The sequence below is a fragment of the Alteromonas sp. 5NW40-0090 genome, from assembly GCF_057552975.1.
The window spans coordinates 259,580-273,826 of the sequence record NZ_BAAJLT010000002.1 but is presented as its reverse complement, the minus strand read 5'-3'; the positions used below and the strand labels follow the sequence as shown (position 1 = coordinate 273,826).

15 protein-coding genes are annotated in these 14,247 nt (G+C 43.9%); 5 read left to right on the top strand and 10 right to left on the bottom strand.

The annotated features are described in order from the left end of the window. Positions 1 to 17: 17 nt before the first annotated feature. From AC27KT_RS03315 to arfB, 3 genes are all read right to left on the bottom strand, one after another. On the bottom strand, positions 18 to 1,013 hold the full coding sequence (locus AC27KT_RS03315; protein WP_487127357.1) for a hypothetical protein: 996 nt from the start codon (positions 1,011 to 1,013) through the stop codon (positions 18 to 20). 122 nt (positions 1,014 to 1,135) lie between these two features. Beyond that, positions 1,136 to 1,813 carry a hypothetical protein gene (locus AC27KT_RS03310; RefSeq protein ID WP_487127355.1) on the bottom strand — a complete coding sequence of 226 codons (678 nt, stop codon included), beginning with the start codon at positions 1,811 to 1,813 and terminating at the stop codon, positions 1,136 to 1,138. 126 nt (positions 1,814 to 1,939) lie between these two features. Continuing rightward, entirely contained in the window at positions 1,940 to 2,356 is a 417-nt protein-coding gene (arfB, locus tag AC27KT_RS03305) for an alternative ribosome rescue aminoacyl-tRNA hydrolase ArfB (RefSeq protein ID WP_487127353.1), read from the bottom strand. A 145-nt stretch (positions 2,357 to 2,501) separates the two neighbouring features. Between arfB and AC27KT_RS03300 the strand changes: the two genes are divergently transcribed. Then, positions 2,502 to 3,443, top strand: a complete 942-nt coding sequence (locus AC27KT_RS03300) for an alpha/beta fold hydrolase (protein ID WP_487127351.1) — start codon at positions 2,502 to 2,504, stop codon at positions 3,441 to 3,443. On the opposite strand, the gene AC27KT_RS03295 is transcribed toward AC27KT_RS03300, so the two are convergent. The 4 genes from AC27KT_RS03295 to AC27KT_RS03280 all read right to left on the bottom strand — a co-directional run bounded on the left by AC27KT_RS03295 (position 3,440) and on the right by AC27KT_RS03280 (position 5,418). After that, on the bottom strand, positions 3,440 to 3,874 hold the full coding sequence (locus AC27KT_RS03295) for a hypothetical protein (RefSeq protein WP_487127349.1): 435 nt from the start codon (positions 3,872 to 3,874) through the stop codon (positions 3,440 to 3,442). The two genes, AC27KT_RS03300 and AC27KT_RS03295, sit on opposite strands and share 4 nt — an antisense overlap. 115 nt (positions 3,875 to 3,989) lie before the next feature. Further along, entirely contained in the window at positions 3,990 to 4,442 is a 453-nt protein-coding gene (locus AC27KT_RS03290) for a hypothetical protein (RefSeq protein WP_487127347.1), read from the bottom strand. Positions 4,443 to 4,577: 135 nt separating this feature from the next. Then, entirely contained in the window at positions 4,578 to 5,141 is a 564-nt protein-coding gene (locus tag AC27KT_RS03285) for a CBS domain-containing protein (protein WP_487127345.1), read from the bottom strand. 43 nt (positions 5,142 to 5,184) lie between these two features. After that, positions 5,185 to 5,418 carry a hypothetical protein gene (locus tag AC27KT_RS03280; RefSeq protein WP_487127343.1) on the bottom strand — a complete coding sequence of 78 codons (234 nt, stop codon included), beginning with the start codon at positions 5,416 to 5,418 and terminating at the stop codon, positions 5,185 to 5,187. Positions 5,419 to 5,879: 461 nt separating this feature from the next. Between AC27KT_RS03280 and AC27KT_RS03275 the strand changes: the two genes are divergently transcribed. Both AC27KT_RS03275 and AC27KT_RS03270 read left to right on the top strand, forming a co-directional pair. Further along, a complete protein-coding gene (locus tag AC27KT_RS03275; protein ID WP_487127341.1) occupies positions 5,880 to 6,407 on the top strand; it encodes a cytochrome b in 528 nt (175 codons plus the stop codon). Between the two features lie 22 nt (positions 6,408 to 6,429). Then, the gene (locus AC27KT_RS03270; protein ID WP_487127339.1) at positions 6,430 to 6,996 is read left to right on the top strand and encodes a YceI family protein; all 567 of its coding nucleotides are present in this window, start codon (positions 6,430 to 6,432) and stop codon (positions 6,994 to 6,996) included. 77 nt (positions 6,997 to 7,073) lie between these two features. Here the strand turns inward: AC27KT_RS03270 and AC27KT_RS03265 are convergent, their stop codons facing one another. Continuing rightward, the gene (locus tag AC27KT_RS03265; RefSeq protein WP_487127337.1) at positions 7,074 to 8,366 is read right to left on the bottom strand and encodes an NAD(P)/FAD-dependent oxidoreductase; all 1,293 of its coding nucleotides are present in this window, start codon (positions 8,364 to 8,366) and stop codon (positions 7,074 to 7,076) included. A gap of 185 nt (positions 8,367 to 8,551) precedes the next feature. Beyond that, positions 8,552 to 10,621: a TonB-dependent receptor gene (locus tag AC27KT_RS03260; protein ID WP_487127335.1), complete on the bottom strand. Its 2,070-nt coding sequence runs from the start codon at positions 10,619 to 10,621 to the stop codon at positions 8,552 to 8,554. A gap of 318 nt (positions 10,622 to 10,939) precedes the next feature. Here AC27KT_RS03260 and AC27KT_RS03255 point away from each other — a divergent pair, with 318 nt between their 5' ends. Together AC27KT_RS03255 and AC27KT_RS03250 are read left to right on the top strand one after the other, a co-directional pair. Further along, the gene (locus tag AC27KT_RS03255) at positions 10,940 to 11,383 is read left to right on the top strand and encodes a DUF2721 domain-containing protein (RefSeq protein ID WP_014951195.1); all 444 of its coding nucleotides are present in this window, start codon (positions 10,940 to 10,942) and stop codon (positions 11,381 to 11,383) included. 286 nt (positions 11,384 to 11,669) lie between these two features. Beyond that, the gene (locus AC27KT_RS03250; RefSeq protein WP_487127332.1) at positions 11,670 to 12,554 is read left to right on the top strand and encodes a LysR family transcriptional regulator; all 885 of its coding nucleotides are present in this window, start codon (positions 11,670 to 11,672) and stop codon (positions 12,552 to 12,554) included. Positions 12,555 to 12,656: 102 nt separating this feature from the next. Here the strand turns inward: AC27KT_RS03250 and AC27KT_RS03245 are convergent, their stop codons facing one another. Then, complete coding sequence (locus AC27KT_RS03245) at positions 12,657 to 13,991, bottom strand: OmpP1/FadL family transporter (RefSeq protein ID WP_487127330.1); 1,335 nt, start codon at positions 13,989 to 13,991, stop codon at positions 12,657 to 12,659. Positions 13,992 to 14,247: the final 256 nt, after the last annotated feature.

The following is a 14,247-nucleotide window of genomic DNA, read 5'->3' as shown; positions in this document are numbered from 1 at the left end:
TGGTTTAAGCCTTTATATTAAAGGCCAAGCGCACCTGAAATACTTGAAGCTACGTTGTCGTTTACAGTGCTTGTTACGGCGCTTTCGACCGAACTCGCCACGGTATTATTTACCGTGCTTGCTACGGTGCTATCCACCGTATTTGCTACCGTGCCTTCTACCGTATTTGCGACTGTTGCTGACACAGTTTGCTCGACTGTATTTGAAACTGCGCCTTCTACAGAGCTATTAACCGTACTTGCTACCGTGCCTTCTACCGTATTTCCTACCGTGTCAGTAATCGTTCCTTCGACAGCGGTGCCAACCGTTCCGGTTACAGAACTGGTCACTGAGCTTGCTACGGTGCTGGCTGCTGTATTGGCTACGCCGCCGTTTACCGCACTTTCGATGGTGCCTGCAGCCGTGTTGTCAGCCGTGTTCGTTAAGGTACTACCTGCTGCTGTTTCTGCAGTATTGTTTAGTGCACCACTTACACTGCCAGCTAGCGAACCTTCTGCGGTATTTTCCGCGCCATTGTTTGTTAGTGAACCGATTTGGTTCAATGCCAAGCTTGGCGCTGTCTGCGCTGTACTTTCTGCTTCACTTTCTGCTCCATCGACTTGTTCTGCATTTCCAGACGCTGATGACAGTACAGATAATGACCCAGACACACTACTTGTCAGTGCGCCTGCCACTGGCGAAGTTATCGAGTTCGCCATATCTGATGTTGCAGAAACTTGACTCACTCCCTGATCGGCAGATAGATCGTTGCTTGTTTGGTTTGCGGATAATTGTTCACCGGTATCGGCTGAGCTCTCGGTGGACATTTGGCTCTGCGTAGATGCTTCGCCTTCGGCAGAAGTCTGTGTATTAACCTGATTTGCAGACTGTGTAGTTGCACCGCTTGTTAGTGAAAGCGATGCAGAAGTCGACGCATTAGCTGATGTGTTAGCAGAGAACGTGGTTTCTTGAGCAAAGGCCGACGTTGATGCGATACCTAACGCTAGTGCAATTGCAGTGTTTAACTTTTTCATCCGGTTATCTCCGTTTTTCATAAAGGACACTGAGATAACGATTAGAGAAAACGATTTATTCCGCTGAAAAATGATTTTTTTGAAGATAATTAAAAAAGCCCCGTAAAAACAGGGCCTTTTTATTATTTTTCCGAGGCAGTCATGCTCTTTTCCCACCAAGGAAGTGAGAAATCTATATTATCTGGGTCGTAAGTTTTAGCGTATTTCATTTTTACCGAACTCCAAAACGCCGCTTTGAAGACAGGGTCATAAATGACAAACTCACCTTGCTCTCGATATTGCTCAAATAACTTTTGATAAGCACCCACAGGTGTTAAAGGATTATCTTGTTGGAAAACCACGTCGCCGCCATAGGCCTCGTAAAGCGCTTTAGATACTTTCCAACTTTTAGCCATGCCTTCGGCCATCGCAAGACGGTAACGCTCTAACTCGTCGTCTTGATAGGCGCCATTTTCATCTAAATCAACAGTCCACAGCTTTATCACGGAGTACGCAGATTGAATCTCACTTTCGTTGGGCTCTATGGCGTTTTTATCGGCAAAATCAGAAAGTACAGATTCAGTGATTTTATTACCAAGCGCACGTTGCGCTAAAATATCGCGAACTTCTTTCTCTGATTTATCGGTCAAAATAGATTGAAAGCGGTCGACGTCAGCCTGTGAAGGCTGAAGTTCAGAATTTGAAATAGACTTGTTAAACAAACGAGCAATAATCTCGTTTGCGGCTTGCGGTGTATTAATCCCAAGCGAAACCACTATGGCTGCAAATAGCACCATAGGAATAACGTTCGAACGCGTCACTTTGTATGCTTCCCTAAGTTCCAATAATTAGCACAAGCACAAGACACATTCATTTATTATTGTAAGAATTTTCCGTTGTCTTGCGAAATGACATCTATAAGGCTTAATACTTTAGATTAGTTTTGATTAAAATTCCACTTTCTTACGCATGGATTTTTTAGCACCCTGTTGTTTTTTTACATCTACACGACGAGCTTTCGCTGCGCGGCTTACCTTAGTTTTTATGCGCGGTTTTTGCTCGACTGTTGCAGACTTAATCCAAGCGACAAGACGCGCTAACGCATCTTCTCTATTTTGTTCTTGAGTTCGGAAATTTTGTGCTTTCAACACAAATACACCGTCATTAGTGACACGACTATCTTTTAAGCTCAACAACTTAGCCTTTAGCTTATCGGGTAATGACGACTTATTAATGTCAAATCTCAGGTGTATAGCACTGCTGACTTTATTAACGTTTTGCCCGCCACTGCCTTGCGCTCGAATAGCTTGCAAATCTGCCTCGCCCTCATCTATAGATATTGACGATGTTATTGGTAGTTCCATTTTGTTTCCTATTATTTTTCGCATGGCGCGCTAGCTTTGCTGCATTAAAACCCTACTTACAACCAGTGACTATTATTCATTACTCACTTGACCGTTTGTGGGTTAATCGATAGGTTAAAATTCACTCTTGCTCTGGAAACACAACATGCTGTTCGCTTTACTTATCATTATTTGTATCCTTGTCGCTCTTATTTGGTTTACTGCAAAAATGGATAGCAGTATCGAATCAGCATTCACGCCATCGGGAAAACTGACCCCTGTTGAGGGAGGAGTTATCCATTGGCAAAAGCAAGGAAGCGGGCCATCGCTCATACTTATTCACGGCTTACTCGGCAATAGTAGCAATTTTAACGATTTAGCTAAAACTTTAGCATCGCGCTATACCGTGTATTCTGTTGACCGCCCAGGTAGCGGCTTTTCTAGCCGATACAAACGCACGTCTGCATGCTTTGAGCAACAAAGTAAGATGATATTAGAATGGATGAGAATAGAAGGCATCGAAAAAGCCAGTATTGCAGGTCACTCGATGGGCGGCGGTATTGCATTAAGAATGGCGATAGACGCGCCTGAAAAAATCACATCTGTTTCATTACTTTGTCCACTTACCACACCGCTTAAAGGCGGGGCAGGCCCACTTTCGGTTCTTTACATACCTAATGAATTCGTGCGCAATGGCGTAGCAAAAACCATTGCCAGCCCATTAAGAGCAAAGTTGGGACGAAAACAGGTTGCTCAAATCTTTCATCCAGAGCCGGTGCCCTCATCCTTCTCTATCGAAGGCGGCGGCTTACTCGCGCTTCACTCGCGAAGTTTTTATGAAGGGAGTCGAGATACGGTGTCTGCACAAGGTAGCCTGCATAGACAGCAGAACTATTACAATGACATCCAATGCCCAGTGGGTATCTTGTATGGAGAAAAGGACACAATTTTAAAGCCAAGCGAGCATATCGAAGCTGTTACTTCTACATTAAACACGGCCGTACAGAAAATAATTCCTAACGCAGGGCACATGATCCCCGTTACTCAAGCGCGAATCTGTGCCGACTTTATTGTCGAGATTGACAGTAAAGCGCGGCAAGCTAACTAATGAAACATAGCGCCTATTTTTGAAGTGTGAGCATTGTGAGAGAACTCAACAACAGCCAGCGCGCTCTGTCTGCCAGATTCAGCCTGTCTTAATTTACGCAACTGGTCAGCCACACACTCAATACCATCATATTCCTTACACATCTCAAGAGGACTCGATTCAAGCGTAATATTGTAGCTACTAAACCAAGTTTTCATTTGTTCACTGTCCCCTTCTGACAATGAAATGAGTAAATGATACATACGAATGAACGCGAGTTGCTTACGGTACTCTACGGTGCCGCTTTCAAAACCAAGCAAGGTAGTTTGCGCAAGAGACGAAGGAGAAATACCCAATATTTCAGAGGCTTGTTTAATATTTAAACCCAGTTCTTGATAAGCCCAAGTGAACGCTTTGGTTACTACGCTGGTAGGAAATGGTGATCTATTCATAATTTCGCCTCGTTTCATCAAACAATTGCAACAAGATTTTTTACTATCTATGCATTGATCTGCGAAATACGTACCAACTCGCTTGCTAGTTAAAGATTCACTTAAAACGTCCCAGCTAAGACACTTGCTTTGCTGCAACTTTTGCTAAATGTGATGAGATACCTTCTGGTTCGATACTGAATCTGTACTGGGAAAGCCATTCAATGGCTTCGTCAATTAGTTCAACAAACGTAAATTCGATATTGAGCTCTTTATACACACGTTTGAGTTGACCCTTAGTCGTTGCTTTTGCCGTAGAGTCACCTAATACAACCGCAATGTGAGTCAAGCCCAAAGGTTGCATTGCCGCCGTACGCTCGCGCAGCTGCGCTTCTGCATCGGGGATCAGAAGCGATTCTCCTGTAACGCACACGATATTACACCACACCTTTCCAAACAAACCTTCCGCATTGGTGCGATATTCTTCACTAAAACTTTTTACACATTCCCTATTCCAAGGCCCGTAGGCTTGTGTTACTACCGCATCACCACACAGAGTCACAATAAACTCACCATGCGCGTACCTCATACAACCACCTAATCATTTTTATTAATACTCTAATAGCACATAGCGATATTGCATTGTGAGCTATATGCGTTTTACTGCGCGTTGCTTAACGACAGCGCGCAGTAAGAGTATGGTCCAAAACTCATAAAATAGAAATTAGGCCGCTAATATAGTGATGAGTTCGGCAAACGTAGGCCTACCTTGTATATCAAGGGGCAAGCGCAACTCTCTCGCTATATCACTGACACTAATTACACCACGAACTTCATGGCTATTTCTGTCCATAACTAGACAGTGATGCTGCCCGTAATCTTTGAGTGTTTCTATAACGTCACCCACCGATGAACGTATTAGTTCACTGAAATCGAACGACATGAGAGAAGTTTTGGGACGCATGAAATCATGAACAGTGAGCTCTTCTCGCTTAATCTTAAGCTCGCTTACACGCTGAATGATTTGCTGTTCACCTACATCGTGACTGGTCACGATACCAACGAAACGGTTCCTACTGTTTACCACCAGCATCATACGAACATGAGACTGACGCATAATCGACTCTACTTTCGTAGCCGGCGTTCGCGCATCAATAACGTGTGGTAAGTGCTGCTTAAAGTCAGTGAAGACCGCCATAGCAGATGATTTTACAGTAATGGTGTTTTCAACAACCGGCCATGCCAAAGTATCGATAGCTTCGGTTTTATATAGATTTAAGGCGTGCATACCTTTCTCCTAATCAACAATTAAAAATTCAGATTTTTAGTGATTAAGTGAAAGAAGGAGGTCCTCGAATGATGTTGGCGCGCTGCCTAGTAGAGGCTTTTGCATCAATCGCTTTACCAGTCGAAAACCGGTATTTTTCCAAGCCGCTGGTGATGCTGACAAGCGAAATGCCATCATCAATATCGTCGTCAGATACTTCAAAAGCGGAGCTTTCCCACTCGCTAATGAGGGTTGAGAGCGTATTCGTACTGTTCGACTGCCCCGCAATATTTTGCACACTTTTTCCCTCTCCCAATACGGAGACGGATACTAGTGATGAAAATAACGCTGGCAGAATAACGGCCAACAAAATGTACGAAACGCGCAAAGCGTACAACCCCTACTGAACTAAACAACAATGAAGCAAAGCAGCCACATTTGTTACTGCCTATTTAAACTATAAGAGTATTTAGCGCGTTTAATAGAGGTGTTTAGCGCATTTTATCGACCATTAAACGACACGCCTTCGAAAACTAAACGCGTTGCGACTCAGGTTTGGTGGGTTGTCTGCTGTACATTCGTTCTAAAAACAAGAACGAACACTCCCATTAAATGTGATGTTTAGCCAACGTAATTAGAAATACACTAGACTCAATTGATCCATAAGGTGTTTTTTCAGCGGTCATTTAGTGGTTAAGACAACGGGATTAACTGAAGGTCTAAACAACCTGATTTCAAGTAAGTAATAACGGAAGTGATATGAAACCAAGATGGTCCAGATCTATAGTTATTTTGCATTGGATATCTGCCATTGCCATTGTCGGCATGTTTGCTTCAGGGCTGTGGATGGTCGACCTCACATATTACAGCGACTGGTATAAGACGGCACCGCATTGGCACAAGAGTGTTGGATTAATTTTGCTTGCCATCACTGTTATTCGCTTAGTCACGCGCGTTGTTACTTCACGGCCGCCGTCACATGGCACCCCGTTAGAAAAAAGGTTAAGTCGCATAGGTCATGGGCTTTTGTACACCTTGATTATCATGCTATTCGCGAGCGGCTATTTAATTTCAACGGCCGATGGAAGAAGCATAGACGTATTTAATTGGTTTTCTGTACCTGCAATGGGCGAGTTCTTTGAAAATCAAGAAGACATTGCAGGAGAGGCCCATTTTTATATTGCTTGGTCAGTGATTGTATTGGCGAGCATTCACGCACTGGCTGCACTGAAACACCACTTTATTAGTAACGATGACACACTGAAGCAGATGTTACGGCTTCGATGATATTGAGGAAAAAGGAGAAATGATGAAGAAGTTAACACTTGCCTTGGCCGCTGCGCTGACTTTAAGCACCGCTAACGCCGCAGATTATGTGATTGATAGCAAAGGCGCCCATGCGTCTATCAACTTTAAAATTCAACACTTGGGCTACTCGTGGCTTACTGGTCGCTTCAACGATTTTAAAGGTACTTTTAGTTACGACGACGCAGCACCTAGTGCAGCAAAAATTATGGTGACTATCGATACCGACAGTATCGACTCAAACCACGCAGAGCGTGACAAGCACCTTAAGAGCGACGATTTCTTAAACGTAGACGACTTTCCAGAGGCGAAGTTTGTCAGCACAAAAATTGTCGATAAAAGCAATGGCATGATGGATGTAATGGGTGACTTCACGCTTCATGGTGTGACAAAGCCTATTACGATAGAAGCCAAAAAGATTGGCGAAGGCAAAGATCCATGGGGCGGCTATCGTGCAGGCTTTATGGGCACAACGACGATCGCTCTTAAAGACTATGGCATCGACTATGATTTAGGCCCGGCGTCGCAAACGGTAGAATTAGAGCTTCACGTTGAAGGCGTAAAACAATAGCTATCTACGTTTAGTCCCAGCGAGCTAAATTTATGATTTAAGAAAGCCCCAAACATGGGGCTTTCTTTTTTATGTGGTTAGTGAAGCTTCAGCTTAGGACTGATGGCCTGACTTAGCTTTTTCACAAGGAGCTTTAGAGCACCTTTAATTTTTCCGTGTACTGCAAACTGGTGCATATTATACAAAGAAACGTAAACCAACTTAGCTAGACGCCCTTCAATAAACATACTGCTGTTTGACAGTGAGCCCATTAAGCTTCCAACAGTGCTGTATTTACTTAAGTGAACCAAGGATCCATAGTCCTTGTAAGTAAAATCTTTCGTGTCTTTTTGGGTGAATAACGACGTTATATTATGCGCAACAATATCCGCCATTTGGTGGGCAGACTGCGCTCGAGGCGGCACCCACTTCCCATTTTCCTGCTGGAAACCACAGCAATCGCCTAACACCCAGATATTCTTGTGAGATGAACTGCGAAGCTGCTTATCAACAAGAATTTGATTAGCTCTGTTCGTTTCAAAAAGCGCAAGCTTTGTTATGAAGTCCGGTGCTTTCACCCCCGCAGCCCACACCATTAAATCAGCGTCAATCCGACCACCGTCTTTTGTGATCAGTCCTTTCGCGTCGGCTTCTGCCACCATGGTTTGCTCTTTAATGTCTACGCCTAACTTATGCAGTGCTTTTCTTGCAGAGTTTGCTATCCGCTCGGGCAGCGCAGGCAATATACGATCTCCCGCTTCTACTATAGTAATTTTAAGACGAGAAGCTGACATGTCTGGCATTCCGTAAGCCTTGGACAAATTCGCCACATGGTGAAGTTGAGCGGCAAGCTCAGTACCTGTTGCTCCAGCCCCTACTATAGCGACATCAATTTTGGCGTCTTTATCTTCTTGCTGATTGATGCGGATTAGCTGATTAAGAAGCGCTCTGTGAAAACGTTCAGCTTGCTTTAGCGAGTCGAGAAAGTAGCAGTGCTCAGCAACACCAGGTGTACCAAAGTCGTTACTCACACTACCAACAGCCATCACTAACTGATCATATTGAATCTCGCGTTCGGGCAAAACCTGTGTCCCTTCTTCGTCGATTAGAGGCGACAAGGTAATGGTTTGCGCTTGCGCGTTAAGCGAGCACATTTCACCTAATTGAAAGCGGTAGTGGTGAGCCGCAGCGTGGATAGCGTAGTCCACACCGTCTGAATGCTTATCAATTACACCGGCGGCCACTTCGTGTAATAGCGGCTTCCAGATATGGGTTCGACTGCGGTCGACGAGGGTAATTTCGGCTTGTTTCTTTCTCCCGAGGGTGCGGCTTAAGCGACTGGCTAATTCAAGACCACCAGCACCGCCACCAACAATTACTATTTTTTGCATGGGTATACCTATTAACAATCATTCCACGTATGTCGCCTGACCTTTCCAAACGCTATACATGGCGTGACTGAGACCCATGCTGATGCCTACAGACTACGCCTGATGCCGCTGGGGTACAAGCAAATCACGGCAATAGTCTGTATTTTCAAGATTAATAGTTATCTATTACGGTTGCTTATTTGAAGCTATAACGTGAACGATGCCGTTATCATGAAGTTTCGAGGCCGCCCAGGAAAATAGCGAGGGCCTGTGAAGCTAGTAAAGTCTGCGCGTTCAGCGTAGTCCGTATCAAATAGGTTATTAACGCGCGCGTATAGCGTTACATCGCTGTTCAGGCTATATCGTAAACGCGCGTGCACCAAATCATGCCCCTCGTATTCATTGAGATTTTCGGCGTCGGTGAAATAGCTCGAAATATGCTGCCACTCTAGCTGTGTTTGTACTTTTCTCGATACATCAAAGCTTAAGCGGGCGTTAAACTGAAGCTTTGGCGCGGTATCAATATCATTACCTTTAATATCTTCTTCACCTGAAAGCTGACTGTGCTCGTAAGTATGCCTTGCGTATGTACCAGCAAAATCTAAGCGCAGTATATCGCTTAAGGGTAGGTCAAAAGAAAGCTCTACGCCTCTATGCCATGTTTCGCCGTTGCTTACGTTGAAAAAGTCGCTGTCGCGGTAAATCACATTATCTTTTTGTAGGCTGTAAAGACTAAGCGTATAGCTGCCGTCAAATAGTGTACCTGTAACGCCCATCTCGATATTATCGGCCGTTACCGAGTCAAGATCAGTAACAGTCTGTGCACGCTGCAAACGATACAGCTCTGTTGCTTGAGGGGCGCGATAGCCTCTTGCGATGCCGCCAAACAACTGGGTTTGAGGATTAAGTTGATAACGAAGTGAAAGCTTCGGACTAAAGTTATCAAAGTCATTTTCGCTGTCTGCTGGTCTGGAATATCTACAGCCACCAAAACCGCACTGTGTGCCATCTTCGCGTACACGACCAACATTCATATTGTTGGTATAGTCGTATTGCATAGACTCAAAGCGCCCGCCGACAGAAATAGCCCAACGCTCAGCTTGCCAATTGAAGGTAAAGAAAGGTGCAAATAGCGTGGCATCTACATCATAATCATAGTGCTTTCCTACAGGTATAGTTTCAACCAAAAAGGCTGACCCTTCTGTGGCGCTGTCTTGTGACTGGCTTAATTCACCTTCTGTGTATTCTACGTCTAATCCTATATCTGCACTTAGGCTGTCATTGATGACGTAATTGAACTGAGACAGTACACCAACGCCTTTTTGAGCATTCGTTTCAAGGGGTTTGCCAGGTAAAAAATGCATACGGAAACGCATGTCCTGGTTGCGTACGTAAGGTGTAATCGACAGTGCATGATCACCGCTAAAGCTAGTATCGAACTTGCTCCATAGCCTAAAACTTTCTGCTTTTCGAAACGCTTCGGGGTTTGGGTTACTTTTGGCTATTTGTGTATTTTTGTAGCTTTCAAACCCTTCGATGTAGCCGGCAGTTTCTTGGTCCAGATGGGTATAAGTAAGCCCGCTTGTAATAACCGTGCTGTCCCACTCTAGCCTGTGGCGAAGCGAGACTTTCTCTTGGTCAACGCCCTCTTCATTTCGATATCCTGTATCTCTGGTAACACTGGCGGCGATACCCACGCCACTGCGACCAAAGTCTTTCCCTTCTTTAAGCTTTACGCGATGAAACCCATATGACCCATAATCAACGCTAAGCTCTCCGCCGCCTTGGGTTGTGTCTGGGGTAATCACATTAATCACACCATGTATCGCATTAGAGCCATAAAGCGCTGACGCAGGGCCTTTTATCACATCAATACGCTGTGCAATTTCACCGTGGGCTTCAAACAGTTCGTTGATGTTACAGAAGCCTGCCGCGCGTAGAGGGATTCCATCTTCTGCCGCTAAAATTCCGCCGCACGCGCCAGCGCCGGTTAACACTGGCGAACGAAGGGCAGGCAAATACTCTTGCCCATTGCCCCGCTGTACGCCGGCACCCGCTATGTAATTCAGCGACTCTTGAATGTGTTGAAATGAAAGCAGCGAAAGCGTTTCTTCTGAAATAGACGACACTGCATAACCGGAAGCATTCATATTTCCCTGTATACGAGAAGACGTGGTTTCAATTCTTTCTATTTCATTGGTTTGTTGAGCGATGGCTGCATACGATAGCAGAGCCACAGCTAACAACGACAGAGGAAAGCTTGGGGCAAAGCGCATTATCTATCCTTATGATGACAAAATGTTTTTTTTAGCAACTGATGCTAGTGTATCGTTAATTTAGACAAGAATGGGTTAAAACTCGCTAAACTGTTGCGGCATTTTGACAATTACGCCATATCTATGATCTAAGCGTTGGCGTAGACTTTGCAGTTCGCAGACTTTACTGTCACAACACAAATCTTAGTTTTATACACTATTTCTAATTTACGTATATCTAACGCATATAGACAGGCAGTACGTTAGTAGATTGCAGCAATGGGTTAAACACTCTTTGCCTGAAGTAAGAACACCAAACTTTGTTCGTTGGAGGAACCATTGGACACACTTATTCCTAGTCTTTCACAGCTTATTGAATTCGCTGTTGCCCCCGTATTTTTACTTACCGGTATTGCTGGCTTCCTCAATGTTATGTCGTCTCGGCTGGGCCGAATATCCGACAGGGTGAGGGTGGCAGAAAGACAGATTCATACTCTTTCAGACCCGCATATTGTCGATCGCTCAAAAAAAGAAATTAAAGTGCTATGGCGCAGGGTAAAAGTGATTAACTGGGCGATTGGGCTATGTGTTGCCGCTGGACTGATGGTGTGTACCGTCATTATGGCGCTATTTTCTGGGTCGCTGTGGGTTGTAGATTTAAAAACACCGGTCATCGTGTTGTTCATACTGGCTATGATGTTTCTAATCAGTGCGCTCATTGTTTTTCTGGTTGAAGTGAAACTGGCGACCAACACGATAAATATGGTCAGAACTATTCGCTAGCATTTTGACCCAATGCTAAGCTTCGTAATTTCAAGATTGGTAATCTCTAAGGCAATTATAAGGCGGATGTTTTTTAACTAATCTAACCGCCTTGTATTCCTTTTATGTGTTGCTATTCACACAATGTAATTGTACATAGAACTTCTGTGTAAACATGGTGTAAAGGTCACTTCTTAAAAGCGTTCATTAGCGTCTAAATAAGGTAAAATCCCACCATTAACGTCGTTAATTTGCTACAAATGCACTTTTACACAGTTTCGGCCTACTGAAAGGATTTAACTGCGCCATGAATACTAAATTACTACGCTCTCTTCAGGTTTTTGTTGCGGTAACAGACAGCGGTAGCATGAGTGTGGCAGCCCGCGAGCTACACATGACTGTTTCTGCAATTAGCCAACAATTAAGAAAACTTGAGCATGATATAGGGCTTAGTCTTTTCAACCGAAATACCAGAAGTTTGAGCCTTACAGAAGCTGGCCGCATTTATTACGATACCAGCAAGAAAATGCTACAAACCGCTGAACTCGCTCAACAAAAAATTGAAAGTCTTCAAGATAACCCCACTGGGAACATTAACATTATTGCCCCTGAAGGATTTGGTGGCGGTTTACTCAGTGAACCACTGAAAAAGCTTTGTGAAGAATTCCCCAAAATTACGATATCTTTAACGGTAACTGATGAACCGAAAGATATCATTGCATCAAGTGCAGACCTGGTGCTTTGCTTCGCTCCGGTTTCAGATACTAACTTCAGCAGCTTAATGCTAGCCACATGGAAGCGTATTTTATGTGTCTCGGCAGCGCATCCGTTAGCCAACGAAACGTTATCTTCACCAGACCAATTGAATAGACATGCTTACATTACACATAGACATGTTGAAGACTACGTAATGAAGCACAAAAACAAAGGCGAGTTTGAACTGGACACTCAGCGTATTGACGTCAATTCAATGCAAACACTCATTAAACTTACCCAAGATGGCTTGGGCTTTGCCGTATTGCCTGAGCCAGAGGTAAGACATTTGCTCAAATCAAACGAGATGAAGCAGCTTTTCACCGACTGGGATTTGCCTGACTATACTGTATACGCGGTAACACCGAAGCGGGACCTTATGCCAGCAAAAATCAGTGCTGCTATCACCTGCTTACAAGATTTGTTTGCGCAAATATAATCGTCATATAACAGCCAAATGGACCTAGAAAAACGCTTGGCTCAATACGACAAAGGCAGCGTACAAACGCTGCCTTTTTTATTGCTTTTAGCTTCTTTATTATTAGAAGCGAGTGTTCATTTGAACGCTCAAGATGTGCGCCGTAGCTGACTGTGTACCAACAAATGTGGTAGTAAAATCAGCACCAGGTACTGCATCTTCTACAATCGTTCTCTTTTTATCAATGTCTGCTTCACGACCATCAATAAATACGTATGCAAGGTCAATTGAGGTGTCTTCACTCATGGTGTAAGTCATTCCACCAGAAATCCAATGACGGTCAGTATCTGGAATACTTAGCGAGCGATTTTCTACCGATACCACACCGTCGTCATAAGCATAGCCCGCACGAAGAGTAATCTCATCGTTTAAGATGTAGGTAACACCGATAGATGCGCGCCACGAATCGTCGAAGTTTTCTTCTTTGATAAGGAAATCATCACCACTTGCAAGATTAGCTTCAAGCTTTTGGAAAGTACTCCAATCAGTAAAAGTTACACTACTTTGAACAGACCACTTATCGTTTAACTTCTGATCGATGGCTAGCTCAGTAATTGCAGCTAAATTCAAATCAAGGCTTCCACCTTGGTTTAGTACTGCTCTCAAATCTGAAGATACTTCACCACTTAGCTCTAGTTTTGTCTCAGCACGATGTGATAGCGCAATATTAGTCATATCAGTCGGCTGCCAGAAAATTCCCGCGTTCCAACCAAAACCCCAATCGTCTCCTTCTAGATTAAAAAGAGAAGCACCCGCCGGTACAGTAGAACCTAGCGCATTAAAGGCAAACGATAGAGATTCAGAAACGCCTGAACCAATTTCAGCTTCGGCATAGGTTGCGTTCAGACCGAAACCAACCATAAGCTGTTCATTTACTTTGTATGATATCGCAGGGTTTAAAGTTACACTTTTAACCTCTGCTTCATCGGCAAACGGCAAAGCCTCAAAGTCATCTGAGTAATCAGAGCGAAGACCATAAGTAGTAAACACACCAACACCAGCCGAGAACCTTTCATTAATTGGTGTGGTATAGAAAAATCCAGGTACAAACGCAGTATCCGCAATATCATCCTCTGTTGCTGAAGTAGAAAGAGAGGTTGCATCAGTAGGAAGAGAAGTCTCACCCAATGCATAAGTCGCGGTGCCATTAATATCTACATTTGGGTCGATAAAGCTTACTGATGCACTGAACTCAGCTTCTTTAAATACACCAATTGCTGCAGGGTTGGTTGCTAGAATAGAGGCATTCTCTGGCTTTGCCGCTTGACCAGCCATCGCGCGGCCTAGGCCGTTTGCACTGTGTTCATTAACTTGGAAACCAGCTGCCAGCGCAGAAGAAGAGGCTAAGGTAGCAAGCGCTAAGCAAACTGAGGCACGTAAAGAAAACTGTTGCTTCATAAGATACTCATTGTAATAGGGGAAAATTGCAGCGGGCATTTTACGGATATGAGTAGTTTTGTTCAATGCAAGTAAACGTTATTTACGCACTTTTATCGCATTTTTTACAATTATAGCTACAATTTCGACGCATTTATAAGCACATTTGATAATACATAGTTAACTAAAGATCACTACATTGTTAACACTCGTCTAGTGAACCATCACCAATAACTATTGGAACTGTTCACATCTTTAATTCACATTTATAGATTCT